Here is a 26,134-nt window from a genome sequence, read left to right on the forward strand (position 1 = left end):
TGTCAGCCAAACATTCGGTCAAAAGCCCGCACCAGGCGGCGCCCTTTGGCCAGCTTTTCCCGGGGCGGCGCCACCAGTTGGCATTGACCGGCACAGGCGGGTACCGACTGTTCAATATTCAGGCTGGCAGAGTTCATATCGGTTTCACACTCCACCGTGACACCCGGCGTCCACAGCTGTCCACGCTCGTTACGATAAAGGGCCAGCAATGGCGTGGGCAGGCTGAACCTCTCCAGCAGCAGTGACTGCTCACGGCGATTGATAATGGTCACCGGAGTAACGGCCCGCCAGGGACGTTTCGGCACCGCCTCAAGTGCCAGACGACCAAACGTGGAGGAAGCGTAGCAAAGCTCTCCCTCCATGGTGTTACGGCCAAGCCAGGTCATGGAGGGCACGGCCAGCGGGATCTCGGTCAGCTCTGTTTGCCCATCGCCTACACACACTTTCATCCACAAGGAGGTTCCCACGTAAAGCAAACAGCGCCCACCGGCAGGAATGGTCAAAGGCTGGAACGGCCGTATAACCGTGGGACGACAGCCCATAGCGGGGTTGAAACGGACGATACCTTGATCATCCATACGCACAAAACGCTGCACCGGGATAGCAGCGGATGGCACGGTATGGCCCAGGGTTTCCTGCCAATGGAGGGGATCGGAATGAATATCCAGCTTCTCCTCACGCACCTGCCACTCAAGGTCCAGCAGGGTAATCCAGACCCGGGTATGCCCTAGCTGATGTTGCTGTGTCTGGCCGGATGCCAGTTGATAGGGGTGCGCCCAGACACCTTCGCGCTGGCTTTCGGTTTGCTCGGTCATGCCTGCGAAACGGCTCCTTGTTGTCAGCGTGATTCGGTGGCGGCTGGTTTTAACTATAATCCAATCCGGTAGTTGCAGCGAATATACAAGCCTATGATTTTTTGGGTTGTATTTACCCTTATATGCACCCGTCAACGACCTGGATGACCCGATGACACAACTGGTGTGGTTCCGTAATGACCTTCGGCTTGCCGACAACCCTGCCCTGACGGCCGCGTGCCAGTCAGGAGAACCGGTGCGCGCGTGTTTTGTTGTCACCCCTCAGCAATGGCAGGAACACGACTGGTCTGCCGCCCGGGTACGCTTTGTTCTTGAACACGCCAACGCCCTGGCCCGGGAACTGGCTGAGCTTGGCGTTCCACTGACATTCCTGAACGCCGAGCGTTTTTCGGATGGCAGCGATGCGCTGCTGCAGTTCTGCACGGACAGTGACATTGCCGACGTCCATTTCAACGAGGAGTACGGCATTAACGAACGCCGCAGGGATAAAGCACTGCGCGATCGCCTGGTGGATTTCGGCATCCGGGTGAGCAAGTACCGTGATCAGACAGTCGCCCCGGTCGGCCAGATTCTGACCCAGCAGAACGAACCTTATTCGGTGTTTACGCCCTTCTCCCGTCGTTGGCGCAGTTGGATAGAGGAAACACGGCCCACTCTGCACCCCAGGCCCGCCGCGATCGGCAACGCGGTCAAACCCGAACAGACCGACACCCTGCCGGCTCCGTTCAGAGAGGCACCGGAGCCCCTGGTCCCGACGGGAGAGGATGCCGCCCACGAGCAGCTGGAGGCATTTCTGGCGGAGCGCTCCAAGGACTACAAAGATAATCGGGACTTCCCGGCGCTGGATGGCACCAGCCAGCTCTCCCCCTACCTTGCCAATGGCGTGCTCTCCGGGCGCCAGTGCCTGATTGCGGCAAAGCAATCCGGCCTTTCCGGGGAAGGCGTGGAAACCTGGATCAATGAAATCGCCTGGCGGGATTTCTACATCCATATCCTTTATCACTACCCGCGGGTGAGTATGGGGCGTGCGTTCAAGGAGGAAACCGAGGCTCTGGCCTGGAATACGCCGGGCGAGCATTTCGAAGCCTGGAAGGAAGGCCGCACGGGTATCCCTATTGTGGATGCAGCCATGCGCCAGTTGAAAGCCACCGGCTGGATGCACAATCGCCTGCGGATGATCACTGCCATGTTCCTGACCAAGAACCTGTTCATCGACTGGCGGCTTGGTGAAGCCTGGTTTATGCAGAATCTGGTGGATGGCTTTCTGGCGTCTAACAACGGTGGCTGGCAGTGGAGTGCCTCAACGGGTACCGATGCTGCGCCCTACTTTCGGGTGTTCAATCCGGTGACCCAGAGTGAGCGGTTTGATCCTAAGGGGGAGTTTATTCGGAACTGGGTGCCGGAGCTGGCAAAGCTGGACAACAAGCGGATTCATGATCCTTCCAAGGGCGGTGTTATCCCGAAAGGCTACCCCAGACCCATTGTCGATCTGAAAGAGTCCCGTAAAGAGGCCATTGCCAGGTTTCAGGCGCTAAAGGACTGATCATTTGGCGTGTTAACCGCCGTGTCGGGTTGGGAATGCCCTTCCAAAAACCGCTCCTTACGGCACATCCCTGTGGCGCTTCTGCTCCGCCATCCATGGCTCCGCAAATTTTTGGAAGGGCATTCCCAACCCGACACTACTTTGGCGTTAGCCTGCGCATACGGAGCAGTCTGGATCTTTTGCGAGTTTTATTTCTCGCCACTCCATTTGCCAGGCGTCGAGTAGGAGCAAGCGACCGACAAGCGGCCTGCCTACCTCTGAGATTACTTTTATTGCTTCCATGGCCTGAGCCGAGCCGATCATGCCGACTAACGGAGCGATGACGCCGGCTTCTGAGCAGGTCAGGTCTTCGTTGCCCTGTTCAGGATACAGACAGTGGTAACAAGGGCTTTCCGACTGGCGAGGATCGTAAACGGAAAGCTGGCCTTCACCTCTTATTGCAGCACCCGAAACCAGGGGCACTTTCGAAGAAACCGAAGCCCGGTTCAATGCAAACCGGGTGTTGAAGTTGTCCGTGCAGTCCAGCACCAGTGTGGATTCGCTCACCAGCTGGCGCAGATCATCGCCATCCACCCGGCGATTGACTGCGTTAACGGTAATTTCCGGATTGATGGCCCTCACCCGCTCTGCCAGACGCTCGGCTTTTGAATTGCCCAGCCAGCTTTGCTCAAAGGCTATCTGGCGCTGCAGATTTGCCAGCTCGATCTGGTCATCGTCAACCAGAGTCAGGTGGCCAACACCTGCGGCGCCCAGGTAGAGGGCCACAGGACACCCCAGGCCGCCAGCGCCGATAACCAGTACATGGGCGGCTTTGAGTTTTTCCTGGCCGGCGATGTCGAACCGGGGCATCAGGATTTGCCGGCTGTAGCGGAGGAGTTCTTCGTCGCTGAGCATAGTTGTTCTCGCTATTGGTCGCTGGCCGGTTTTCGGGCCAGGGTCATGCGATCATTGCCGCCGTAATCTTTGCGGGTTTCTATGTTGCGCCATCCGGCTTTGGCAAACAAATCCCGTACGGCGCTGCCCTGGTCGTAGCCATGCTCCAGCAGCATCCAGCCATTGGTATTGAGCCATTTCAGTCCTTCGGTCACCAGCAGGCGAATATCGTCCAGGCCGTCGTCTCCGGCCACAAGGGCAGATTCAGGCTCGAAGCGCACATCGCCTTCCCTTAAATGTCGGTCGCTGGCCGGTATATACGGTGGATTGGAAATCAGAAGGTCGAAAGTACCGGCGGGAATCTGGTCAAACCAGTGGCTCTTTACCACGGTAATGGGCAGGCTCAGGCGCTGGCTGTTTTCCCGGGCCAGGGCGACCGCGTCTTCAACACGGTCACTGGCCATAATCTGCCAGCCAGGCTGTTCACTGGCCAGAGCCAGCGCGATAGCACCGGTCCCGGTGCCGAGGTCCAGCACGCTTGCGCTGGCAGGTAATTCCAGCGAAAGCCCGGCCTCTACCACGCACTCCGTATCTGGCCGGGGGATCAGGGTGGACGGACTGACTTTCAGAGGGAGAGACCAGAACTCCTGCTCCCCCAGCAGATAGGCAACGGGTTGGCCGCTGGCACGCTCGCCCACCAACGCGAAGAACCGCTCTGCCTGCTCCACCGGCACGTCCCGCTCCGGCCACGCCCGGAAACTGGTGCGGGTCAGGCCGGTGATATGGCTCAACAGGAGTTCGGCATCCAGCCTGGGAGATTCACCACCAATCCGGCCTGCCGCTTCTCTCAGCAGGGCCTCACAGGTGAGCGAACATTCACTGTTGCTCATTGGCCATATCTGCCAGCAGTTCCGCCTGGTGTTCCTGCTGCAAGGGAACCACCACGGCGTCCAGATCTCCGGCAATCACTTCGTCGAGCTTGTACAGAGTCAGGTTGATACGATGATCCGTTACCCGGCCCTGAGGGAAGTTGTAGGTGCGGATACGTTCGGAACGATCACCGCTGCCCACCAGGCTCTTGCGGGTTTCCGCCATGCTCTTCTGCTGCTTTTCCAGCTCGGCATTCTGAAGGCGGGAGGCCAGCAGGCTCAGGGCCTTGGCGCGGTTCTTGTGCTGGGAACGTTCTTCCTGGCATTCCACCACAATACCCGTGGGCAGGTGGGTAATACGGATCGCCGAGTCAGTTTTGTTCACGTGCTGACCACCGGCACCGGAGGAGCGGAAGGTATCCACCCGCAGGTCGGCCTTGTTGATCTCGACTGCTTCGGCTTCGTCGGCCTCCGGCATCACGGCAACCGTGCAGGCCGAGGTGTGAATGCGGCCCTGGGATTCGGTTTCCGGCACTCTCTGCACCCGGTGCGCACCGGATTCAAATTTCAGGGTGCCATAAACGCCATCGCCAGAGAGGCGGGCGATGATTTCCTTGAAACCGCCGTGCTCCCCTTCATTTTCGCTGAGCACCTCGACCTGCCACCGGCGTTTCTCGGCATAGCGGGAATACATGCGAAACAGGTCGCCGGCAAAGATAGCGGCTTCATCGCCCCCGGTGCCGGCACGGATTTCCAGAAACACATTCTTGGTGTCATTGGGGTCTTTGGGCAGCATTAAACGCTGCAATTCTTCGTCCAGCTCTTCACTGCGAGCCCGGGCACTGGCCAGCTCCTCTTCGGCCATTTCCCGCATGTCTGCATCGCCGTCTTTGGCCAGCTCCGTGGCCGCATCGATGTCCTCCAGAGACTGTCGCCAAGCCTGAAAACACTTGACCACCGGTTCAATCTCGGCGAATTCACGGGACAGGTCCCGGAATTTATCCTGATTGGCAATCACCGATGCATCACTCAGCAACGCGTTCACCTCCTCGAACCGTTCAACAAGCTGTTCGAGGCGGGACTGGATGGATGGTTTCATAGTTTTTCCGTGGTGGTGGGCTCGTCAGCTTCCAGTGCGTCCAGCTGGTAAAGCTCCCTCAGGCATTCGGTCACTTCGGTACGGCCTTCGGCCATCGCCTTGCGTACCTGAACCGAGGGTTGGTGCAGAAGTTTGTTGGTCAGGCCCCGCGCCAGTGAGCGCAGAGCCGTCTCAGGATCAGTGCCGTTGCGCAGGGCGCGCAGGGCTTTCTCGGTTTCCGCATCACGCAGCAATTCTGCACGCTGACGGAACACCTTGAGGGTGGAAACCGCATCCAGGGCACGCAGCTGATCCAGAAAATCCTGAACGCCACTGCTGATCAGGTTTTCCGCCTCCCGGGCCGCGCCTTCCCGGGAACGAATATTCTCTTCAATCACCTGGCGCAGGTCGTCTACGGTATAGAGGTAGACATCGGCCAGCGAGGCCACTTCCGGTTCAATATCCCGGGGCACGGCGATATCGACCATGAAATAGGGCCGGTGCTTGCGCTTCTTCAACGCCCTTTCCACCGCGCCTTTGCCCAGAATGGGCAAGGGGCTGGCGGTGGAGGAAATCACGATATCCACGTCGGAAAGATGATCCGGAATTTCCGACAGCAGAATGCCTTTACCACCGTGGGCTTCTGCCAGCGCCTGGGCCTTCTCCAGTGTACGGTTGGCCACCAGGAAACTGCGCACACCGGCTTCTGCCAGGTGCCTGGCGACCAGTTCAATGGTTTTCCCGGCACCAATCAGCAGCGCCTTGTTGCGGGACATGTCCGCAAAAATGTGGTGCGCCATGCTGACCGAGGCATAGGCAACCGACACCGGGTTTTCACCAATGGCCGTCTGGGTGCGTACCCGCTTGGCTACTGAAAAGGTCTGCTCGAACAACCGGGACAGGAAGGAACCGGTGGCGCTGTGTTCCCGCGCCAGGGCATAGGCATCCTTGAGCTGGCCCAGAATCTGCGGTTCGCCCAACACCATGGAATCCAGGCCAGCGGCCACCCGCATCATATGGCGCACCGCATCGGAATCCCGATGCACATAGAGCACGTTTTCAAGGTCGGCCACATCCAGCTCGTGGAACCCGGCCAGCCAGCGCAACACCGAGGGGGCACAGTCGTCATCGCCGGCCAGATAGAGTTCCGTCCGGTTGCAGGTGGACAGGATAGCCGCCTCGCTGGCACCGGAGGCAGCACGGAGTTCTGAAAAGGCCTCGGCCATTCGCTCCGGCGTGAACGCCACACGCTCGCGGATCTCCACGGGTGCGGTGCGATGGTTGATTCCCAGCGTTACTAGTGCCATTTGGAGTACAGAAAACCCTGCCCTGATTATGGATAATCACTCGCCATTCTACCGGGGCAACTGCTCAGTCGCCACCCGAAAACCCGTCGCCTTCGGCAAGTGCGGACAGGTTGGGCAAGTTCAGACGCTTATGCCATTATAGGGCCTTGGCCGTGGCCGCAACCCGATCTGCCTCAATTACCGGGCAGAAAACGGTTTTCACAGACCTATCGCCGATAGCACACAGGAAGTTGCATGCAAAAATCCGCACCGTATCTGGTTACCTGCCTGTTGGGACTCACTCTCGTCACACTTCCGGGCTGCGCCGTATTTTCTGGTACCCCAGAACCCGCCGATGAGGTAACCGGGACCGATACCCCCGCAGCTACCCCGCCTGCCACGCCCATCAACTATGCCGAATTCGAACCGGAAGTGCTTTACCAGCTTCTGTCGGCTGAAGTGGCAGGCCAGCGTGGCCGTTACGATGTCACCCTGGTCAATTACCTCCAGGCTGCGAAAACCTCACGGGACACCGGCGTGATTGAGCGGGCCATGCGGATCGCCCAGTCTCTGAATGCAGACAATGCCCAGCAACAGCTGGCTACACTCTGGCTGGACGTGGACCCCGACAATCTGGAAGCACATCGGATATCGGCCATTCAGGCGGTCAAGCGCCAGAAACTGGAAAACGCCCTGTTCCATATGGAGCAGATCATGGACCAGGGAGAAGATGCGGATTTTGACAGCCTCGCTGCCATGGCCGCGGGACTGCCGCCCGCGCAGCAACAGGAGCTGTTGACGCTTTACAGTCAACTGGCAGTCAAGCACCCGGATAACCCCGAACTGCAGTACAGCATTGCCCTGCTGCAGAAAATAACTGGCACCCCGACCGTCGCCCTCCGGCAGATCAACCAGTTGCTTGAGCAAGAGCCTAGCTTTCAGCCGGCCATCATCCTCAAGGGCGACCTGCTCTACCAGACCGGGCAGAAACGTGAGGCACTGAATTACCTGACCACCAACACCCGGCGCTTCCCGGCCAACCGCCAGATGGGCACCCTCTATGGCCGCATGCTGATTAACGAGGGAGAGCTGCAGGCGGCCCAGGACGAATTTGAACGGCTGGTAAAACGCTATCCGGACACCCCGGGACTAAGACTCTCACACGCCCTGGTCGCCCTGGAAAACCAGCAACCCGCACTGGCCCGGGAGGAACTGACCCGCCTGATCGAGCAGGGCCACCATGAAGATGAAGCCAGCTACTACCTGGGACGCATTGAGGAAGATGCCGGCAATACCGACCAGGCGATCGAGTACTACCAGAGCGTGCAACGGGGAAACTATTTCTTCCCGTCGCTGGCCCGTGCCAGCGAACTGCAGGCCCAGGCCGGCGAACTGGACCAGGCCATTGCCCATATCCAGAACCTGCGCGAGCGAGCCCCTGATCACGCCGAGAAATTCTGGCTGCTGGAGGTGAATCTGCTGATCGATCAGGAGCGGAATGAGCAAGCCCTTGCCGCAGCCGATGCTGCACTGGAAAGCTACCCGAACAACGTTGAACTTCGCTATGCGCGGGCCATGCTACAGGACACCATGGGAGAACCGGCTGGCGCAGAGCAGGATTTGAAAACCATCCTCGAACTGCAACCGGACAATGCCGTTGCCCTGAACGCCCTGGGCTACATTCTGACGGTACGTACTGATCGCCTGGATGAAGCCCGCGGTTATATTGAGAAAGCCATCGCGCTGGACCCGGAAAACCCGGCCATTCTCGACAGCATGGGATGGATACTGTTCCGCCAGGGCGAAACGAATCAGGCCCTCGACTTTCTGGCCCGCGCCTGGGAAGCCTACCCGGACCCGGAAGTAGCGGCACACTATGGCGAAGTCCTGTGGGTAACCGGCAATGAAGAACAGGCACGTATCATCTGGGAAGAAGGGCTGGATCAGAACCCGGACCATGAAATTCTTCGGGAAACCATCGACCGGCTGACCAGTGATGGGGCTGACCAATGATCCGAAGATTACTTGGCATGGCATTGCTAACCGCTGCCATGACCGGCTGCACCACCATCCAGCTGGAACCTTTGCCCGAGGGCATGACCAACCAGCCGCCCGCCGACTGGGCCGAGCGCAGCAACCACCTGAGCCGCTTTGACCAATGGCAACTGAGAGGAAAGCTGGCGGTAAAACAACCCTCAGACAGCGGCACTGCCATTATCAATGGCTGGCGCCAGCAGGGTGAACGCTACGACCTCTCGCTGTCATCCTCATTTCTGGGCATGGGCACAACACGACTCACGGGCGTTCCGGGCTTCATAGAATTGACTCTGGCCAATGGTGAGACCTACCAGTCCTCAGACCCGGAAACCCTGGTGGCCGCCGCTACAGGGTGGAACCTGCCCATCGACAACCTCGCCTGGTGGGTTAGAGGATTGCCGGCGCCGGAGGGTGATTTCCGCCTGCTGTTCGACGAACAGCACCAACTGGCCATCTTGCGGCAGGATGGCTGGGAAATTCGCTATGACCGCTGGCAGCCATTCATTGACAGCCTGCCCGCGCTTCCTGCCCGGATCACAGCCCTGAACGGCGACAAACGGGTACGCGTGGTCATCAGCGAATGGCAACAAGAGGACTGAGTATTGTTAACCCGGATTACCCTGCCCTCACCCGCCAAACTCAACCTGTTCCTGCATATCGTTGGCCGGCGCCTGGACGGATACCACGAGCTCCAGACCCTGTTCCAGTTTCTGGACTATGGCGACGAACTCACGTTCACACTGACTCCGGAGCAGCCCGGCATACGACTGGCAGAACCCGTACCAGGTGTTCCGGACAGTGACAACCTGGTGATCAGGGCAGCCAAAGCCCTGGCCGCAACCACCGAGAACACGCTCCCCGGCGTTACCATTCACATCCACAAGCGCTTGCCCATGGGCGGCGGCCTGGGTGGCGGCAGCTCCAACGCCGCAACCACCCTGCTTGCAATGAACCGCCTCTGGGGACTGAATCTGGGCGAAGACCAGCTTGCAGAAATCGGCCTGCGCCTGGGCGCCGATGTGCCAGTATTTGTGCGTGGCCATGCAGCCTTTGGCGAGGGTGTCGGCGAAAAACTGACCCCCACAAACCCGCCGGAAGACTGGTTTGTGGTGCTCAAACCCGAGTGCAACATCAGCACCGGAAAGATTTTTTCAGCCGAAGGGTTGACAAGGGACACACCAAAAATCAAAATACGCCCCGCTTTTGAGGGAGACGCCTCGAGGTACCGAAACGACTGTGAGGATGTAGTTCGAAAACTGTATCCTGAGGTTAACCAGAGCCTGGAGTGGCTTTCACAATTCGGACCTGCAAGATTAACCGGAACCGGGGCTTGCATTTTTGGACGTTTCCCGACAGAATCCGCAGCCCGGATTATCTGGGAAAGCAAACCCTCCGGCATCACGGGGTTCGTAGCTAAAGGGGTGAACCATTCACCTCTGCACAAAAAGCTGACAGAGCTGAAATGATGCCAAAAAAGCACGATGATATTGGGGTGTCGCCAAGTGGTAAGGCAACGGGTTTTGATCCCGTCATGCGCAGGTTCGAATCCTGCCACCCCAGCCACCTTTCTCCCGCTTCTTCTGAATCAAACGCCGATACTGAGAAGGATGCTGTCGTGTCCAAATTGATGATTTTCGCTGGCAATGCCAACCCCGAACTTGCGCGTGATATTGCCAGAAAACTCCATATTCCCATGGGCCAGGCCACTGTAGGCCGCTTCAGCGATGGCGAGACCACCGTTGAAATCAATGAGAATGTTCGTGGTCACGACGTTTTCATTATCCAGCCCACCTGCTACCCCACCAACGACAACCTGATGGAACTGATCGTGATGGCTGACGCCCTGCGTCGTGCATCCGCCACACGAATCACCGCCGTTATTCCTTACTACGGCTACGCCCGTCAGGATCGTCGCGTTCGCTCTACCCGGGTAGCCATCAGCGCCAAAGTGGTCGCCGACATGATCTCCAGCATTGGCGTGGATCGTGTGCTGACCGTAGACCTGCACGCCGACCAGATTCAGGGCTTCTTCGATATCCCGGTGGACAACATCTACGCCACCCCGGTACTGCTTGAAGACATTGAAAAACAGCGGTTCGAGAACTTTGTCGTCGTATCTCCGGACGTAGGCGGCGTTGTCCGCGCCCGCGCTGTTGCCAAGCGCCTGGATGATGCCGACCTGGCCATTATCGACAAGCGTCGCCCCAAGGCCAACGTTTCCCAGGTAATGCACATCATCGGTGACGTCCGCGACAAGACCTGCATCCTGGTGGATGACATCGTCGACACCGCCGGCACACTGTGCAAAGCCGCCAACGCGCTCAAAGAGCACGGCGCCTCCCGCGTGGTTGCCTACATTACTCACCCGGTACTTTCCGGCCCGGCCATCGAGAACATCAACAACTCGGAGCTGGACGAACTGGTGGTGTGCGACACCATCCCGCTGGGTGACAAAGCCAAAAATTGTGATAGAATCCGCCCCCTCAGCATGGCTGGGCTGCTCGCCGAATCCATTCGCCGCGTGAGCAACGAAGAGTCCATCAGTGCCATGTTCGAGAACGTCTGAACAGCCTTATCGCTGTAACCCTCAGACTTAAAGGCAGTTTCCGGGTCGGGAGTCCAACAGGGCTCCCGACTCTTTTAGTCGATCGGAAAACTCCGGTCTTTTTGAAATGCTCATCTGTTCAGAGCCTGGTCGCGGGCCGCTCAGATGACCAACGAGGTAATTACCATGTCTCAGGATTTTGTTATTGAAGCATTTCCTCGTGACGATCAGGGGAAAGGTGCGAGCCGCCGCCTGCGTCGCGAAGAGCGTAAGATTCCGGCCATCATCTACGGTGGCGGCAAAGACGCAACTCCGGTCGCCATCTGGCACAATGAACTTAAAAAGGCCATCGAAAATGAAGCCTTCTTCTCTCACATCCTGACCGTCGACATTCAGGGCAAAAAAGAGAGCGTGATCCTGAAGGATCTGCAGCGTCATCCGTACAAGCCCATCCTGACTCACGCCGACTTCCTGCGCGTTGACAAGGACCACGAGATTCACGTTAACGTACCGTTGCACTTCATCAACGAAGACACAGCTCCGGCCGTGAAACTCCAGGGTGGCATTGTTTCCCACACCATGACCGAAGTTGAAGTGATCTGTCTGCCGCAGGACCTGCCCGAGTTCATCGAAGTCGACCTGAACGAAGTCGAGATGGACCAGGTAGTTCACCTGAGCGACCTGAAACTGCCGAAAGGCGTTAAAGTTGCCGCTCTGCAGCAGGGCGAAGACCACGACCTGCCAGTTGCCTCTATCCACAAGCCGAAAGGCGCCAAGGCGGACGACGCTGAAGGCGAGGAAGGCGAAGAAGGCGGCGAGGAGTAATAACTCCGGGGGCAACGGCGAATGGCACAGGATATTGTCATGGTGGTTGGACTGGGAAATCCCGGTTCCGACTACGAGAATACCCGCCACAACGCCGGCGCCCTGTTCGTCGAAGCGCTGGCCCGCGAAGCGGGTCAGACGCTCCGTCCCGAAAAGAAGTACCACGGGCTATACACCCGCATTCAGTGGCAGGGCCTGGACCTGCACTTACTGAACCCCAGCACCTTTATGAACCGCAGCGGCACTGCCATCAAGGCCCTGGCGGACTTCTTCAAGATCTCCCCTGAACAGATTCTGGTTGCCCACGACGAGCTTGACCTGCCTCCCGGCACGGCCAAACTCAAGAAAGGCGGCGGCCACGGCGGCCACAACGGGCTGCGCGACACCATCGCCCATCTGGGCACCAACGATTTCCAGCGCCTGCGCCTTGGCATAGGCCACCCCGGCGACAGCCGCAAAGTCACCGGTTTTGTACTGGGCCGACTGGGCAAACAGGAAACCGAACAATTGACCGCCGTGTTTGACGAAGTCATGCGGGTATTACCGGATGCCGCCAACGGCAAACTGGCTGCCGCCATGAACCGTTTGCACAGCTTCAAACCAACGCCCTGAGCAAGGCACATCCCCTTACTCGCACCCTTACCGATACACCGGTATAATCCGCCCAAATTTTTCAGTTCCAGCAGAGGCATTCCATGGGATTTAACTGCGGCATCGTCGGCCTTCCAAACGTCGGCAAATCCACCCTGTTCAACGCACTGACCAAAGCCGGCATCGGCGCGGAAAACTTCCCGTTCTGCACCATCGAGCCGAACGCCGGCGTGGTGGCCATGCCAGACCCGCGCCTCACCAAACTGGCGGAGATCGTCAAGCCGGAACGGGTGGTGCCCACCACCATGGAGTTCGTCGACATCGCCGGCCTGGTCGCCGGCGCCTCCAAGGGCGAAGGCCTGGGCAACCAGTTCCTGGCCAACATCCGCCAGACCGATGCCATTGCTCACGTGGTGCGCTGCTTTGAAGACGGAAACGTCATCCACGTGGCCAACAAGGTAGATCCTGCTTCCGACATCGAAGTGATCAACACCGAGCTGGCCCTGGCCGATCTCGACACCGTAGAGAAAGCCATCAAACGCGTCCAGCGCGTCGCCAAGAGTGGCGACAAAGAAGCCAAGGCCCAACTGGAAATGTTTGAAAAACTGTTGCCGGTACTGAACGAAGGCAAGCCAGTGCGCAGCATGGGCCTGGACAAAGACCAGATGGCACTGATTCGCGAGCTTTGCCTGCTTACCGTCAAACCCACCATGTACATCGCCAACGTGAACGAAGACGGCTTCGAGAACAATCCCCACCTGGACAAGGTGCGTGAGATTGCCGCTTCTGAAAACGCAGTCGTGGTACCCATCTGCAACAAGCTGGAAGCCGAGATCTCTGAACTGGAAGACGAAGAGAAATCCATGTTCCTGGACGAAATGGGCATGGAAGAACCTGGGCTGGACCGTGTGATCCGCGCCGGTTACGGCCTGCTTGGCTTGCAAACGTACTTTACCGCCGGCGTGAAGGAAGTGCGTGCCTGGACCGTCAGAATCGGCGCCACAGCCCCTCAGGCGGCTGGCGTTATCCACACCGACTTCGAACGCGGCTTCATCCGGGCTGAGGTGGTGAGCTACGACGATTTCGTGCAGTACAACGGCGAAGCCGGCGCAAAAGATGCCGGCAAATGGCGCCTGGAGGGCAAGGATTACATCGTCAAAGACGGCGATGTTATTCACTTCCGGTTCAACGTGTAATTTTCGGTATTTTTTGGCCGTAAAGCCTTGACAGGCCGAGCCCAAATACCGAAAATACGCGCCTCGTTTGGGGCGTGTCCCGAAGCGAAATGGCAAGGTAGCTCAGTTGGTTAGAGCACAGCACTCATAATGCTGGGGTCGGCGGTTCGACTCCGCCCCTTGCTACCAGAATTCAAAGGGTTACAGCTCACGCTGTAGCCCTTTTTTTGTGGCTGTCCCCTTTTTGACCCCCGGTTGCCCACAACAACTTTGCCGGCGCTATTGCACCCCGAAACACACTGTCAATCACGGTCAGTGAATGCCGGATGGAGAAGCTATTGAGGATGCTTCCGCTCTGAACATAAAGACCAGTTCAGAATCAGATAGCCGCCATCAGAGACGGTTAGTCGGGGACTGTCAGTATCAGCGGGCAAAAGAACCTGGTGAGCGTCCCCTTTTAAGAGCAACGAGAAAGAAACAAATCCCTTTGGACGACACGCCTGCTTCCAATGCAGAAGTACCAGGCTCCGCAATAGAGCATTCTCAACGACACCGCGATGCGAACTGACTAGAACCCCAAATAACGGTGCAGCAGCAGCTCCTGATACTGATCAATGTGTTTGCTGTTGATTTCAACTATCCGGCCTTTCGCACTGAGGCGATCAAAGCATTCGTCAAACTGAGTGGCAAGCTCCTCACTTCGGAAAACCATTTTGTAAGGAGTCGGATTAAAAACCGGATAGAATACAAAATCGTCCAGCTCTTTTGGCCAACTCCCCCCAAAACGACGGTCTGAACGGATCCGCCTGTCCAGAGTAGCCACCACAAGACCGTCGGCAAGAATGACATCAACGCGGCCCATTAACTGCATCCGGGCGTGGATCGTCTGGTCAGTCACCTCCAGCAACAGCTCAAACTCATCCACGCGATCAGATAGTCTGAGTATGTCGATGCCATTCTGAAACGTAACCGCTCTTAACCCTGCCAGATCATCAATTGACGTTATGGGGCCAACCACCGACGCGTTATAGAAAGCGCCGTTGTGGTACCAGATATAGGCAGACGTGGAGAAGCCCGGTATGTCCAAAGATAGCGGGACGGTCATAACGGCATCGGCGGCACTCAGGTCGCGAAAAGTGCGGATGTGGCGACCGAAGGGCTGGTAGACAAATTCGGCTTCCCAGCCGCAGGCCTCAAGCGCAGCATTCACCAATTCTACATCTCGGCCACTTTCTCCTGGCTCCGACATCCCGGGTATGTCGGGCGCCATGACGATGAGGGGAGCCAGTGGGAACGTGTCTGACTTCACTGCACCAGGAATCAACAGCAGAACATAGAAGAGAAAACGGTACAGAGAGTCTGATATCAAGGGATAGGCCACCGGTAAACAGTTTATGCCGCTACCGAATACAGTACTTCTTTTTGAACGATTGCTCCACAAAAAAGGATAGAATCAGGGTCAGCCATTACTCGCGGTCATCATAGGATTCGCAATCACGAACAGCTTTGCGGAATTCCGGTGTCAATCGCCCCGCACCGAAGCGATGAGACACATACAACGAAAGATCTACCCACGCCGCGGTTCGCACGTAGAACGGCTTTTCATACCCCGCCATCAAATGGTCGATAAGAACCGCCGGTAAAACCACGATATCAGCGCGGCCAAGCTTCACCATATCAACGGCCTGCTTCCATTCAGCCACCATGACCGCACTGGCGTTGTCTCCCTGAAGAAACTGGTTGCCTATGAACCGACGCACAAAGGCATAACGCAGGCCGGACACCTGGCGCAAAGGCGGATATTGCTCCAAAAACAGATACACGTACTCGGTCTGGAACAGCCTGCCACCAAAATCGGCATATTGGTCGCGGTCTGCCGTTTGCACAAGAGGTAACCCAATCGCTAATTCTCCCTTCTCCAACTGAAAGAGAATTCTCGCCAGCGGCATCTCGATAAACTGGAAGTTTCCTTCCACGCGATCAAAGACGCAGCGGTAAATGTCGGCAAAGCGGCCAACCAGCGAGCCGTTCTCAACGCCAATTTCCCGCGGGATCCCCTCAAAAACACCAACGGGATAGACGGTCTTATCAGTTACGGCACCCGATAATGAAGGTATAGTGAGAAAGTAGATTAAAACCGGCGCAAGCCAGTGCGGTATCCTGCCCATGTGAGCTGCTCCCTGCCCGTGCAAATCGAACGGTGGTTTCAGGGTAGTACAGAAATGCCCTGTCTGCCGGCAACACGCTGATCGAACTAACCTCTTCAATACCTGTGCAAAGTGACTATGCCAAAACGGAATACCGGAAAATTCGAGCCAATCGCTTCTTTCTTTGACACTCATTACCTTCAGCCGGGGAAGCTTCCTGGAATGGTTACCCTGGTAGCCCGGCATGGCGAGATTCTGTGGTGTCACGCCCAGGGCCTGCGGGATGTGGAGAGAAACTTACCGATGAACCGGGACACCCTGTTCCGCGTGTACTCCATGACCAAACCCGTCACCAGTATTGCCATGATGCAGTTGTACGAGCAGGGCAAGTTCCTGCTTAACGACCCGGTCCACAAATACATTCCAGGCTGGCGCAATCTACGCGTCTACAAGGGAGGCCGTTATCCGGATTTCGAGACCGAACCCGCGGCCTCAGTCATGACCATCCGGGATCTGATGACCCACACCTCCGGGCTGACCTATGGCTTCACCGAGCGAACCGAGGTGGATGCCGCCTACCGCAAGCTGAAACTGGATGGCAGCACCATTCTGACTCTGGACAAGCTGGTCGACCGGCTGGCCGAGTTACCGCTGGAGTTCTCTCCCGGTACCGCGTGGAACTATTCTGTGTCTACCGATGTCCTGGGCTACCTGGTTGAGCTGCTCTCCGGCCAGTCTCTGGACAGCTACTTTCAGGAGCACATCTTTGGCCCCCTGGGCATGACCGATACCGGATTTCATGTGCGACCGGACCAGAGGGAACGCTTTGCCGCCTGCTATCTGTACCAATCCGGTAATACCATGAAACTCCAGGATGATCCGGAGCGGTCGCGCTATCTGAAGGAACCAAAATTCCTGTCGGGTGGCGGCGGGCTGGTCTCCACCATAGATGATTATTTCCGCTTCGCCCAGGCCCTGTGCCAGGGTGGCGAATATCAGGGCCAGCGCATCATCGGCCGCAAAACCCTGGAGTTTATGCGCCTGAACCACCTGCCGGACGGCCAGGATCTCCCTGCCCTGTCTATTGGCGGCTTCACTGAAACACCTTATGCCGGCAGCGGCTTCGGATTAGGGTTCTCGGTCAAAACCGATATCGCCAAATCCGCCACGATTGGTTCGCCGGGGGAATTCGGCTGGGGCGGCCTGGCCAGCACCAGCTTCTTTATCGACCCGGTGGAAGATCTGGTGGTGATTTTCATGACCCAGCTGATGCCGTCTTCGTCCTATCCCATCCGACAAGAGCTCAGAGCTCTGGTATACGGCGCCCTGGACTGACTCCGCCCTCTGCCTTATATCGGTATAACCGCCGGAACTGTGCCGAAGCCCGAATGCCTGTGGCATACTCGGCTCCTTAAACCAATAACGAACAATCCACCAGCAAGGAATGTTGTGATGAAACCAGCTACTCTCGCGTTGCACGCCGGCTTCAAGAGCGACCCGACCACCAAGGCCGCCACCACGCCCATTTACCAGACCACGTCTTACACCTTCGACGACACCCAGCATGGTGCCGACCTGTTTGACCTGAAGGTACAGGGCAACATCTATACCCGCATCATGAACCCCACCAACGCGGTTCTGGAAGAGCGTATGGCAGCGCTGGAAGGTGGTATTGGCGCACTGGCAGTAGCGTCCGGCATGGCGGCCATTACCTATGCCCTGCAAACCATCTGCAAGGTGGGCAACAACATTGTCAGCACCAGCCAGCTGTACGGCGGCACCTACAACCTGTTTGCCCACTCGCTGCCCAACCAGGGCATCGAATGCAAGATGGTGCCCCACGATGATTTCGCGGCGGTAGAGAACGCCATCGACGACCAGACCCGGGCGCTGTTCTGTGAATCTATCGGCAACCCGGCCGGTAATGTGGTGGATATCCAGAAGTGGGCCGAGATTGCCCACAAGCACGGCATTCCGCTGATTGTCGATAACACTGTCGCCACGCCGTTTCTGTGCCGCCCGTTCGAGCATGGCGCGGATATCGTGATTCACTCGCTGACCAAGTACATCGGCGGCCACGGCACCACGGTGGCGGGTGTTGTGGTGGACTCCGGCAAGTTCGACTGGAAGGCCAGCGCCGACAAGTTCCCGATGATGAACCAGCCCGACCCCTCCTACCATGGCGTGGTTTACACCGAAGCCCTGGGCGAAGCCGCTTTTATCGGCCGCTGTCGGGTGGTACCGCTTCGCAACACCGGCTCCGCCCTGTCGCCGTTTAATTCGTTCCTGATCATGCAGGGGCTGGAAACCCTGGCCCTGCGCATGGAACGCCACTGCGACAACGCCCAGAAGGTTGCCCAGTTCCTGCAGGATCATCCCGCCGTGGAATGGGTCAACTACGCCGGCCTGCCGAACAGCCCCTATAAGGCGACCTGCGACAAGATCTGTGGCGGCAAGGCCTCCGGTATTCTCAGCTTCGGTATTAAAGGCGGCCGCGAAGCCGGCGCCAAATTCATCGATGCCCTGGATCTGATCCTGCGACTGGTGAACATTGGCGACGCCAAGTCCCTGGCTTGCCATCCGGCCACCACTACCCACCGCCAGCTCAATGCTGACGAGCTGAAAAGTGCGGGGGTCAGCGAAGACCTTGTACGGCTGTCGATCGGCATTGAAGATGCCGACGATATCATCGCCGATATCACTCAGGCCCTGGAAAAATCCCAGGCTTGATTTCCCTCAACCGGGTACGACCAAAGTCGTGCCCGGTAACCCCGTGATTGCCCCTACCTGCCTTGTAACTGCCCTGCCTGCCGATTACTCTTAAAGGTTCACCACACCCTTATCCGAGAGTTCCTGGCCAATGAGCGAAAGCGCAAAGCCCCGCATTACCAGTGGTTCCAAATTCCGTAACGAACACGGCTTCTCCGCCATCAAGGACGGCGTCAAGCGTTCATCATCAAACACGGAAGGCAAATCTCTGGAGCGCAAGCCGAAATGGCTGAGGGCGCGCATGCCGGGTGGCGAGCGCTACGATGCCGTGCGCCGGAACGTAACCGAGCACCGGCTGAGCACCGTCTGCCAGGAATCACATTGCCCCAACATTGGCGAATGCTGGACCAACGGCACTGCCACCATCATGGTGATGGGCTCTGTGTGCACCCGGGCCTGCAAATTCTGCGCAGTCGACACCGGCAACCCGAAAGGCTGGCTTGACCCGGAAGAGCCTGAAAACACCGCCAAGTCTGTGGAACTGATGGGCCTGCGCTACATCGTGCTGACGTCGGTAGATCGTGACGACTTGCCCGACGGCGGCGCCGCGCACTACGCGGCCTGTGTCTCGGCCATCAAACAGCGTACCCCGGAGGTGGCGGTAGAAGCCCTGACCCCGGACTTTGATGCAGTAATGAGCGACGTGGAAAAAGTGGTGGATTCCGGACTGGACGTTTTCGCCCAGAACGTGGAAACCGTCAAGCGCCTGACCAGTCGTGTGCGAGACCCCCGTGCCGGTTACGAAAAAACCCTGAGCGTACTGGCCCACGCCAAGAAACATCGGCCAGATGTGCTCACCAAAACCAGCCTGATGCTGGGTCTGGGTGAAACCGAAGAGGAAATCCTTGAAACCATGGATGATCTGCGCGCCATTGGTGTGGATATTCTCACCCTGGGTCAGTACCTGCGCCCCACGCCGAACCACCTGCCGGTGGAGCGCTACGTCACCCCGGAAGAATTCAACCGTTACCGCGACATTGGTCTGGAAAAAGGTTTCATGGAAGTGCCGTCCGGCCCCATGGTTCGCTCCAGCTACCGGGCCGACCGGGTATTCGACAAGAACAATCTGGGCCTGAGCGTGCCGGAGGTTCCCGTGCCCGACAAGGCGATGCAGATTCCGGTCAAGGCCGTTGACTGAGAGCTGCCAATGCTGACCCTGTTGCGAAATATCCGGCTGAAGTACAAATTCTGGTTGCTGAATATTCTCGTGTTTGCGGTGCTGTGTCTGCTGGTGCTCTATGCCATGCAGGTGATTGCAGGCCAGACCGAATCCAGCTTCAGCCAGGTTTTTGCAGACACCGCGCCGGGCTTTGCACTGATCGTGGCGGTGCTCATGGCGCTGGAGATGGCCGGTTCCCAGCTGCTGATTTCCTTTATCGAACGCCATGTTAACCGGCTCAAGAACACCATGGTTGCGGTGCAGACCAGCGGCGACCTGAGCCGTCGGGCCGACGTCGACTCCCGGGATGAAATTGGCGAAATGGCCGCTGCCTTCAATGCGATGCAGGATCGTACATCTGATGTCGTTCGCAGTATGAAAACGGCCACCGAGCACCTGCACCAGGAGGTCGAATCTCTCACCCAGCGGGCCGCCGCACGCAGGGACAGCCTCACGCGGCAACAGGAAGGCGCCAACCGCTCAGCCGAATCCGTTGAGGCCATGCTGCAAAGCTTTGTCGGCATTGCCGAACAGGCAGGCATTGCCAAAACCCTGTCAACAGAAGCCCGGGAAACTGCGGTAAATGGCAGCCAACGGGTCAGCCAGAGCGCCGACAGCATTCGCAGGCTGGCGAGTGTGGTTCGCCAGTCTGCTGGCAGCGTACAGTCACTGGCCGAAAACAGCCATGAGATTGGCCAGACCATTACCGAAATCAAGGGCATTGCCGAGCAAACCAACCTGCTGGCCCTCAATGCCGCCATAGAAGCCGCCCGCGCGGGCGAACAGGGCCGGGGCTTTGCGGTGGTTGCCGAAGAAGTCCGTAACCTGGCGCGCCGGGTTCAGGACTCTACCGACCAGATCCAGACCACCCTGGATCGCCTGTTGGCCTCCATGAATACCGCTGTCGAACAGATGACGGGGAGCTCAGACGACGCCGAGCGATGCGTGGAAGAATCCGAAAAGGGGCGCCAGGCCCTGGAAGCCATTAACGAGGTGGTCGGTCGTATCGACCGGACCAATCAGGAAATCGCGGATATGTCTGCCGAACAGACCGCCGATACCGATCAGGTTCTGACCAATGTTCAGGACATCCGGGAGACTACCCGGAACATGGTTGTCCAGCTCTCGGAAAGCGCGGATATGACGCAACGTCTGGAGCAACTGATCCGTTCACTGGAAGAAGCCTCGGCAAAGGTCACAGTTCGCTGAGGTTTGTGGCACACTCTGCACTCGTTTTTGACTGCAGAGTTGTAACCCATGAATCGCCTTGGCGCCTTCTACGACCGTTTTATCCTGCCCCACCCCTGGATTGTCCTGGCCCTGTTTGCCCTGCTGCTGGCAGTGACCGCGCTGCGTTTTGATCAGTTCCGGCTGGATGCCTCGGCAGAATCCCTGGTGCTGGAAAACGATCGTTCGCTGGAGCAGTACCGACAGGTAAACCAGACCTTCACCACCTCTGACGATTTCCTGGTGGTCACCTACACCTCCAACGAGCCCCTGTTTACCACCGAAGGTCTGGCGCGGTTAAGGGCTCTTCGCGACGACTTGCAGGCTCTTGAGGCCGTCGGTTCCACCAACAGCATTCTGAATGTACCGCTTCTGCACAGTCCGGACCTTACCCTGGACACCGTCGACAGCGAGATCAAAACGCTGGATGAACACGATGTGGCTCCGGCGACCGGCCGACAGGCGTTGCTGGACAACCCCATGTACCCCAACCTGCTCATCAGCGAGGACGGCAAGACCACGGCCATCCAGGTCAACCTGCCAACCCCGGACCGCTATTTTGACTTACTCAACCAGCGCAACGAACTCCGGGAAAAGGTGAATCGGGGCGAGGCCAGCGAGGCCGAGCGGACGCAGCTTGAGGAGACAAGCGACGAATTTATCCGCTACACCGAGCAACTGGGTGAAGAGCGTGATGCCACCATCAATCAGGTTCGCGCCATACTGGAGCAATACCGCGACCACGCCAGCATCCACCTGGGCGGCGTGCCCATGATTGTCGCCGACATGATACGGTTTATCGAAAACGATCTCTCCACCTTTGGCTTCGGGGTATTGGCTTTCCTGCTGCTCACCCTGGCGATTATTTTCCGGCAATGGCGTTGGGTCGTGGTGCCGCTGTTGTGCTGCGGTTTCACCGTCTGGCTGATGGTCGGATTTCTGGGCTGGGCCCAATGGCCGGTGACGGTGATTTCGTCCAACTTCATTTCGCTGTTACTGATCATGACCCTGTCGCTCACCATCCACCTGATCGTGCGCTACCGGGAATTCCAGCATGACGAGCCCGAAGCTGCACCGAATACCACCCTGCGCAACACCCTGATGACCATGATCCGACCGTGCTTCTATATGGCGATCACCACCATTGTTGCCTTCGGCTCCCTCACCTTCAGCGGCATCCGGCCAGTCATCGATTTTGGCTGGATGATGACCCTGGGGCTGACCGTGGCTTTTCTCATTACCTTCTTGATCTTCCCGGCCCTGTTGAGCCTGCTGCCACCCCCAATCGACCAGCGCGTGAGCTCAGACAAGGTGCCCTTCACCGATGCCTTCGCCCGCTTCACCGAGCGCTTCAGCGGGACGGTTCTGGTCAGTTCCGGGGTCATTGCCGTGCTCTGCGTGATTGGCCTGAACCGGCTGACGGTGGAGAACAGCTTTATCGACTACTTCAAGTCCTCCACCGAAATCCATCAGGGTATGGTTACCATAGACGACCGGCTGGGGGGCACCACGCCGCTGGATGTGGTCATCACCGATCAACCCGCCCCGGAAAACGCCAACACGGATCCTTTCGCCAGTGACTGCGACCCGTTTGTGGAAGACTGCGGTGACGAGGAATACCGGGATACCTGGTACACCTATCAGAAAATGCGCCAGCTGGGCGAGGTGCATGATTACCTGCACAGCCTGCCGGAGACCGGCAAAGTCCTGTCCATACAGACCACACTCGAACTGCTGGCCCAGGTTAACGGAGGTGAGCCCCTGGACGCCCTGGAGCTGGCCTTTGTGCCCGCCGCCGTACCGGACGATCTACAGGATATTCTGCTGACCCCTTATATTTCTGAGGAGCAGGACAAGGCGCGATTCAGTATCCGCATACTCGAAACCATGCCAGACCTGCGTCGACAGGAGCTGCTGGATGACATTCGCCACCACCTGAGCACCGAACTCGGTTACGACCGGGATCGCATACTGCTCTCAGGCATGACAGTGATGTACAACAACATGCTTCAGAGCCTGTTCGATTCCCAGATCAAAACCATCGGCGTGGTGTTTGGCGCTATCCTGGTCATGTTTCTGATCCTGTTCCGTTCCGTGAAGCTGGCGCTGGTGGGTATGGCACCCAACCTGATTGCCGCAGGCTCAGTACTGGGGCTGATGGGCTGGCTGGGCATTCCACTGGATATGATGACCATTACCGTGGCGGCCATCACCGTCGGGATTGCGGTAGATGACACCATCCACTACATCCATCGCTTCAAAACCGAGTTCGCCAAAGACGGCGACTACCTGGCCACCATGCATCGCTGTCACCGCAGTATCGGCCAGGCCATGTTCTACACCTCGCTGACCATCATTGCCGGTTTCTCCATACTGGTGCTGTCGAACTTCATTCCCACCATTTATTTTGGCCTGTTCACCGGTTTTGCCATGTTCATGGCCTTGCTGGGTGCGCTCACCTTGCTGCCCAGGCTGATCATTCTGGTTCGACCGTTTAATACCCCATAACAAAAAACCCCGCCGGGGCCAGGCTCCGGCGGGGTTTCTCTCAAATACACCGACTCAGCAAATTACTGCTGGCCCTGAGGCTGCATCATCTGACGCTGTTGTTGCATCTGCTGCTGCATCTGTTTCATGCGGCGATCCAGCTCATCACGCTGCTCCTGGGTGAACACCGCATCCACCTTCGCCTGCATCAGGGCAGAAAGCGCTGCAATTTCACCGGTCACATCACCGAGTTTGGCGGCATTGTCACGAATGGCAGACTCGTCGTAATCCGGCTTGATCTGCTCTTGCAGGTCTTCCTGCAGCGAGCGGGCATCCTGGCGCAGTTCGCCGATCTCGCCCTGCATGTCGTCGATGATGCCGCGAATCTCGGTTTGCTGTTCTTCAGACAGCCCCACCATCTGCGCGAGCTGGGCCACCTGATCCGGCTGACCACCCGGCGACTGCTGTGCGATCGCCGGCGCTGAGATAGTCAGGGCGACAAGTGCGGAACCGATGAATTTTGCGAGCTTCATACTGTTCTCCATCATTGAGGCGGCCTGTCGGGAGCCACCACGGATTGGCTTTAATCATTTGAAGTGACACCCTAAAGCATTCACCTACTTCATTTCACCCCGATATCCCTTCAATTTGTACAGGTTCTCAGTTTGATTCGCTCTGAGGGCGCGGCACTGGCGGGATTTGATGAATGTGAAAATTTAGTCATTCCCCTGCATAATGGCGCCCTCAATCAATCAGCGGAGTAAACACCATGGCCATTAACTGGTTTCCCGGGCATATGCACAAGGCCCGAAAGGAGATCAAGAAAGTCATGCCCCAGATGGACCTCATCATCGAGGTGGTGGACGCCCGGATTCCCTTCAGTAGTGAGAATCCGCTGGTGCCTTCGCTGCGTGGCGATACCCCGCTGATCAAGGTGCTTAACAAGCGAGACCTGGCCGACCCGGTCATCACCGAGCAGTGGCTGGCCTGGCTGGAGCGGGAACGGGGTGTACGTGCGGTCACGCTCACACACAATCAACGCCAGGAAGCCCTGGGCATCCTCAAGCTGGCGGAAGAGATGACGCCCGGGCATGATCGACAGAAAAGCGCCTTGAGGGTGATGATCCTGGGCATCCCGAACGTCGGCAAATCCACACTGATCAATACCCTGGCTGGCCGGCCCGCCGCCAAGACTGGCAACGAGCCGGCGGTTACCCGGACACAACAGGCCATCAAACTGCCGGATAACGTTCTGCTCTACGATACCCCTGGCTTCCTCTGGCCCAAGCTGTCGCCGGTGCAATGCGGCTATCGCCTGGCAGTAACCGGCGCAATCCGCAGTGCTGTACTGGATTTCGAGGATGTTGCGCTGTTCGAGGCGGATTATCTGATTGCCCACTACCCGGAGCTCGTCGTCAACCGCTACGGGCTGGACGAAACACCCGTGGATGGGCTGGCACTGATGGATGCCATCGCCGTAAAACGCCGTTTCCTGGGCCGCGGCGGGGTACCGGATCTGCACAAGGTTTCCGAAGTGCTGCTGAACGAACTCCGAGCCGGGACACTGGGCCGGATCTCGCTGGAAACGCCGGATATGGTGGAACAGGAACTGGTTGAAGCCCGAGCCCGGGAACAGGCCGAGGCGGAAGAGAAAGCCAGAAAGGACGAGCAGCGCAAGAAGAAGAAACGCTAGCCGGAGGTGGCGTAAAAGCCAAACCCGTAAAGACTAAAGTTTGGGCATAAGACTAGCCTTTTTTGCTATACTTGATTTAAATCAAGGTGACTGAAACCAGATGTTTCAGCATTGGCACCCATGGGAATCCGCCGCATGCCCTGGTATCCGGATTGCCCAGGGTGTCCGCCCCGAACGCAGGCAAAAGCCATACCTGTTGGGGCTGAGGACGCACCGCACACGCTTCGGTGCGGTTTTGAATGGATCAACCCGGATGGTTCGTCAACTATGGCCCAGGCAATTCGACTTCACCAAGTATCCCCTCTCAAGGCCTCCTGTCACCAGTGCAGCCTCAGCAACCTGTGTCTACCTCTGGCCATTGAAGAGAACGATCTTGATCGCCTTGAGGACATTGTCCAGCAGGGGAAAATCTATAACCGCGGCGAGCATATTTTCGATCAGAGTACCCCGGTTCGCTCCTGCTTTGCGGTCAAGAGCGGCTCCATCAAAACATCCATTATTACCGAAGGCGGTGAAGAACAGGTAACCGGTTTCTTCATGCCTGGTGAACTGGTGGGGCTGGACAGCATGAGCAGCGAGAACTATGCCTGCACGGCCAAAGCACTGGAACGTACCAGCGTATGTGAATTCCCGGTCGACAGGCTTGAGGAACTCACCGGCAAGCTGCCGGAACTGCAGCACCACATGTATCACCTGATGAGCCAGGAAATCCAGAACAGCCATCAACTGGCCATGCTGCTCAGCAAGAATACCGCCGAAGAGCGCATTGCGGCGCTTTTGCTGTCGCTGTCCAGCCGCTTCCGGCGTCGTCGTATGTCGGCTACCAATTTCAGCCTGCCCATGGCCAGGAACGACATTGCCAACTTCCTGGGCCTGGCAGTTGAAACCGTGAGCCGGGTTTTCACCCGCTTCCAGAATCAGGGCATCATCCGCGCTCGCGGGCGGGAAGTGGAACTGCTGGATGTGGAAGCGCTGCAAATGGTAACGCGGGATTTCGCCCGTCAGGGCCAGTAAG

At 57.8% G+C, this 26,134-nt stretch carries 23 protein-coding genes and 2 tRNA genes; 17 read left to right on the plus strand and 8 right to left on the minus strand.

Features of this window, described 5'->3' with window-relative positions; all coding sequences use genetic code 11:
- Positions 1–2 precede the first annotated feature (2 nt).
- Entirely contained in the window at positions 3–815 is an 813-nt protein-coding gene (locus ARC85_RS08865) for a DUF432 domain-containing protein (protein ID WP_141067730.1), read from the minus strand.
- Positions 816–966: 151 nt separating this feature from the next.
- Here ARC85_RS08865 and phrB point away from each other — a divergent pair, with 151 nt between their 5' ends.
- Positions 967–2,358 carry a deoxyribodipyrimidine photo-lyase gene (gene phrB, locus ARC85_RS08870; protein ID WP_286714729.1) on the plus strand — a complete coding sequence of 464 codons (1,392 nt, stop codon included), beginning with the start codon at positions 967–969 and terminating at the stop codon, positions 2,356–2,358.
- A 147-nt stretch (positions 2,359–2,505) separates the two neighbouring features.
- Here the strand turns inward: phrB and ARC85_RS08875 are convergent, their stop codons facing one another.
- From ARC85_RS08875 to hemA, 4 genes are read right to left on the minus strand one after another with little or no spacing between them, the layout of a single operon-like run.
- On the minus strand, positions 2,506–3,252 hold the full coding sequence (locus ARC85_RS08875; protein ID WP_141067728.1) for a HesA/MoeB/ThiF family protein: 747 nt from the start codon (positions 3,250–3,252) through the stop codon (positions 2,506–2,508).
- A gap of 11 nt (positions 3,253–3,263) precedes the next feature.
- Complete coding sequence (gene prmC / locus ARC85_RS08880; RefSeq protein ID WP_141067727.1) at positions 3,264–4,121, minus strand: peptide chain release factor N(5)-glutamine methyltransferase; 858 nt, start codon at positions 4,119–4,121, stop codon at positions 3,264–3,266.
- The gene (prfA, locus tag ARC85_RS08885) at positions 4,108–5,199 is read right to left on the minus strand and encodes a peptide chain release factor 1 (RefSeq protein ID WP_011785823.1); all 1,092 of its coding nucleotides are present in this window, start codon (positions 5,197–5,199) and stop codon (positions 4,108–4,110) included. The genes prmC and prfA overlap by 14 nt, the downstream gene beginning before the upstream one ends.
- Entirely contained in the window at positions 5,196–6,485 is a 1,290-nt protein-coding gene (hemA, locus tag ARC85_RS08890; RefSeq protein WP_014420702.1) for a glutamyl-tRNA reductase, read from the minus strand. Before hemA ends, prfA begins: the two co-directional genes overlap by 4 nt.
- A gap of 234 nt (positions 6,486–6,719) precedes the next feature.
- On the opposite strand from hemA, the gene ARC85_RS08895 reads away from it, so the two are divergent.
- The 9 genes from ARC85_RS08895 (at position 6,720) to ARC85_RS08935 (ending at position 13,826) form a co-directional block, all read left to right on the plus strand.
- Positions 6,720–8,477, plus strand: a complete 1,758-nt coding sequence (locus ARC85_RS08895; protein ID WP_141067726.1) for a tetratricopeptide repeat protein — start codon at positions 6,720–6,722, stop codon at positions 8,475–8,477.
- Positions 8,474–9,100: a lipoprotein insertase outer membrane protein LolB gene (gene lolB / locus ARC85_RS08900; protein ID WP_022991936.1), complete on the plus strand. Its 627-nt coding sequence runs from the start codon at positions 8,474–8,476 to the stop codon at positions 9,098–9,100. The genes ARC85_RS08895 and lolB overlap by 4 nt, the downstream gene beginning before the upstream one ends.
- Before the next feature lie 3 nt (positions 9,101–9,103).
- Positions 9,104–9,967, plus strand: coding sequence for a 4-(cytidine 5'-diphospho)-2-C-methyl-D-erythritol kinase (gene ispE / locus ARC85_RS08905; RefSeq protein WP_141067725.1), 864 nt, complete (start codon positions 9,104–9,106; stop codon positions 9,965–9,967).
- A 22-nt stretch (positions 9,968–9,989) separates the two neighbouring features.
- Positions 9,990–10,064: transfer RNA gene (locus tag ARC85_RS08910), tRNA-Gln, on the plus strand.
- A gap of 52 nt (positions 10,065–10,116) precedes the next feature.
- Positions 10,117–11,067, plus strand: coding sequence for a ribose-phosphate diphosphokinase (locus tag ARC85_RS08915; protein WP_011785828.1), 951 nt, complete (start codon positions 10,117–10,119; stop codon positions 11,065–11,067).
- Positions 11,068–11,232: 165 nt separating this feature from the next.
- Entirely contained in the window at positions 11,233–11,871 is a 639-nt protein-coding gene (locus ARC85_RS08920) for a 50S ribosomal protein L25/general stress protein Ctc (RefSeq protein WP_141067811.1), read from the plus strand.
- Positions 11,872–11,892: 21 nt separating this feature from the next.
- Positions 11,893–12,483 carry an aminoacyl-tRNA hydrolase gene (gene pth / locus ARC85_RS08925; RefSeq protein ID WP_141067724.1) on the plus strand — a complete coding sequence of 197 codons (591 nt, stop codon included), beginning with the start codon at positions 11,893–11,895 and terminating at the stop codon, positions 12,481–12,483.
- 83 nt (positions 12,484–12,566) lie between these two features.
- The gene (ychF, locus tag ARC85_RS08930; protein WP_011785831.1) at positions 12,567–13,658 is read left to right on the plus strand and encodes a redox-regulated ATPase YchF; all 1,092 of its coding nucleotides are present in this window, start codon (positions 12,567–12,569) and stop codon (positions 13,656–13,658) included.
- A 91-nt stretch (positions 13,659–13,749) separates the two neighbouring features.
- A tRNA-Met gene (locus tag ARC85_RS08935) sits at positions 13,750–13,826 on the plus strand.
- A 379-nt stretch (positions 13,827–14,205) separates the two neighbouring features.
- On the opposite strand, the gene ARC85_RS08940 is transcribed toward ARC85_RS08935, so the two are convergent.
- Together ARC85_RS08940 and ARC85_RS08945 are read right to left on the minus strand one after the other, a co-directional pair.
- Positions 14,206–15,006, minus strand: coding sequence for a substrate-binding periplasmic protein (locus tag ARC85_RS08940; RefSeq protein WP_286714731.1), 801 nt, complete (start codon positions 15,004–15,006; stop codon positions 14,206–14,208).
- A gap of 97 nt (positions 15,007–15,103) precedes the next feature.
- A complete protein-coding gene (locus ARC85_RS08945; protein WP_011785833.1) occupies positions 15,104–15,805 on the minus strand; it encodes a transporter substrate-binding domain-containing protein in 702 nt (233 codons plus the stop codon).
- Between the two features lie 117 nt (positions 15,806–15,922).
- Here ARC85_RS08945 and ARC85_RS08950 point away from each other — a divergent pair, with 117 nt between their 5' ends.
- The 5 genes from ARC85_RS08950 to ARC85_RS08970 all read left to right on the plus strand — a co-directional run bounded on the left by ARC85_RS08950 (position 15,923) and on the right by ARC85_RS08970 (position 23,447).
- Entirely contained in the window at positions 15,923–17,119 is a 1,197-nt protein-coding gene (locus ARC85_RS08950; protein WP_181800068.1) for a serine hydrolase domain-containing protein, read from the plus strand.
- A gap of 117 nt (positions 17,120–17,236) precedes the next feature.
- A complete protein-coding gene (locus ARC85_RS08955) occupies positions 17,237–18,514 on the plus strand; it encodes an O-acetylhomoserine aminocarboxypropyltransferase/cysteine synthase family protein (protein WP_141067997.1) in 1,278 nt (425 codons plus the stop codon).
- A gap of 130 nt (positions 18,515–18,644) precedes the next feature.
- A complete protein-coding gene (gene lipA, locus ARC85_RS08960) occupies positions 18,645–19,691 on the plus strand; it encodes a lipoyl synthase (protein ID WP_011785836.1) in 1,047 nt (348 codons plus the stop codon).
- A gap of 9 nt (positions 19,692–19,700) precedes the next feature.
- Positions 19,701–20,921, plus strand: coding sequence for a methyl-accepting chemotaxis protein (locus ARC85_RS08965; protein ID WP_014420691.1), 1,221 nt, complete (start codon positions 19,701–19,703; stop codon positions 20,919–20,921).
- A 48-nt stretch (positions 20,922–20,969) separates the two neighbouring features.
- Entirely contained in the window at positions 20,970–23,447 is a 2,478-nt protein-coding gene (locus tag ARC85_RS08970; protein WP_113879839.1) for an efflux RND transporter permease subunit, read from the plus strand.
- A gap of 62 nt (positions 23,448–23,509) precedes the next feature.
- Here the strand turns inward: ARC85_RS08970 and ARC85_RS08975 are convergent, their stop codons facing one another.
- The gene (locus ARC85_RS08975; RefSeq protein WP_014420689.1) at positions 23,510–23,959 is read right to left on the minus strand and encodes a Spy/CpxP family protein refolding chaperone; all 450 of its coding nucleotides are present in this window, start codon (positions 23,957–23,959) and stop codon (positions 23,510–23,512) included.
- 236 nt (positions 23,960–24,195) lie between these two features.
- Between ARC85_RS08975 and ylqF the strand changes: the two genes are divergently transcribed.
- Both ylqF and fnr read left to right on the plus strand, forming a co-directional pair.
- Positions 24,196–25,119 (plus strand): ribosome biogenesis GTPase YlqF, encoded by a 924-nt coding sequence (gene ylqF / locus ARC85_RS08980; RefSeq protein ID WP_113879838.1) that lies wholly within the window; start codon positions 24,196–24,198, stop codon positions 25,117–25,119.
- 267 nt (positions 25,120–25,386) lie between these two features.
- Positions 25,387–26,133 (plus strand): fumarate/nitrate reduction transcriptional regulator Fnr, encoded by a 747-nt coding sequence (fnr, locus tag ARC85_RS08985; protein ID WP_011785841.1) that lies wholly within the window; start codon positions 25,387–25,389, stop codon positions 26,131–26,133.
- The last annotated feature ends 1 nt before the right edge of the window (position 26,134 follow it).

It is taken from the genome of Marinobacter sp. tcs-11, from assembly GCF_002049515.1.
Lineage (GTDB): Bacteria > Pseudomonadota > Gammaproteobacteria > Pseudomonadales > Oleiphilaceae > Marinobacter > Marinobacter nauticus.

What these genes read in the sequence shown, in the direction of transcription:
- ARC85_RS08865 (WP_141067730.1), bottom strand. Translation starts at nt 815, where the DNA reads ATGACCGAGCAAACCGAAAGCCAGCGCGAAGGTGTCTGGGCGCACCCC.
- phrB (WP_286714729.1), top strand. Translation starts at nt 967, where the DNA reads ATGACACAACTGGTGTGGTTCCGTAATGACCTTCGGCTTGCCGACAAC.
- ARC85_RS08875 (WP_141067728.1), bottom strand. Translation starts at nt 3,252, where the DNA reads ATGCTCAGCGACGAAGAACTCCTCCGCTACAGCCGGCAAATCCTGATG.
- prmC (WP_141067727.1), bottom strand. Translation starts at nt 4,121, where the DNA reads ATGAGCAACAGTGAATGTTCGCTCACCTGTGAGGCCCTGCTGAGAGAA.
- prfA (WP_011785823.1), bottom strand. Translation starts at nt 5,199, where the DNA reads ATGAAACCATCCATCCAGTCCCGCCTCGAACAGCTTGTTGAACGGTTC.
- hemA (WP_014420702.1), bottom strand. Translation starts at nt 6,485, where the DNA reads ATGGCACTAGTAACGCTGGGAATCAACCATCGCACCGCACCCGTGGAG.
- ARC85_RS08895 (WP_141067726.1), top strand. Translation starts at nt 6,720, where the DNA reads ATGCAAAAATCCGCACCGTATCTGGTTACCTGCCTGTTGGGACTCACT.
- lolB (WP_022991936.1), top strand. Translation starts at nt 8,474, where the DNA reads ATGATCCGAAGATTACTTGGCATGGCATTGCTAACCGCTGCCATGACC.
- ARC85_RS08920 (WP_141067811.1), top strand. Translation starts at nt 11,233, where the DNA reads ATGTCTCAGGATTTTGTTATTGAAGCATTTCCTCGTGACGATCAGGGG.
- pth (WP_141067724.1), top strand. Translation starts at nt 11,893, where the DNA reads ATGGCACAGGATATTGTCATGGTGGTTGGACTGGGAAATCCCGGTTCC.
- ychF (WP_011785831.1), top strand. Translation starts at nt 12,567, where the DNA reads ATGGGATTTAACTGCGGCATCGTCGGCCTTCCAAACGTCGGCAAATCC.
- ARC85_RS08945 (WP_011785833.1), bottom strand. Translation starts at nt 15,805, where the DNA reads ATGGGCAGGATACCGCACTGGCTTGCGCCGGTTTTAATCTACTTTCTC.
- ARC85_RS08950 (WP_181800068.1), top strand. Translation starts at nt 15,923, where the DNA reads ATGCCAAAACGGAATACCGGAAAATTCGAGCCAATCGCTTCTTTCTTT.
- ARC85_RS08955 (WP_141067997.1), top strand. Translation starts at nt 17,237, where the DNA reads ATGAAACCAGCTACTCTCGCGTTGCACGCCGGCTTCAAGAGCGACCCG.
- lipA (WP_011785836.1), top strand. Translation starts at nt 18,645, where the DNA reads ATGAGCGAAAGCGCAAAGCCCCGCATTACCAGTGGTTCCAAATTCCGT.
- ARC85_RS08965 (WP_014420691.1), top strand. Translation starts at nt 19,701, where the DNA reads ATGCTGACCCTGTTGCGAAATATCCGGCTGAAGTACAAATTCTGGTTG.
- ARC85_RS08970 (WP_113879839.1), top strand. Translation starts at nt 20,970, where the DNA reads ATGAATCGCCTTGGCGCCTTCTACGACCGTTTTATCCTGCCCCACCCC.
- ARC85_RS08975 (WP_014420689.1), bottom strand. Translation starts at nt 23,959, where the DNA reads ATGAAGCTCGCAAAATTCATCGGTTCCGCACTTGTCGCCCTGACTATC.
- ylqF (WP_113879838.1), top strand. Translation starts at nt 24,196, where the DNA reads ATGGCCATTAACTGGTTTCCCGGGCATATGCACAAGGCCCGAAAGGAG.
- fnr (WP_011785841.1), top strand. Translation starts at nt 25,387, where the DNA reads ATGGCCCAGGCAATTCGACTTCACCAAGTATCCCCTCTCAAGGCCTCC.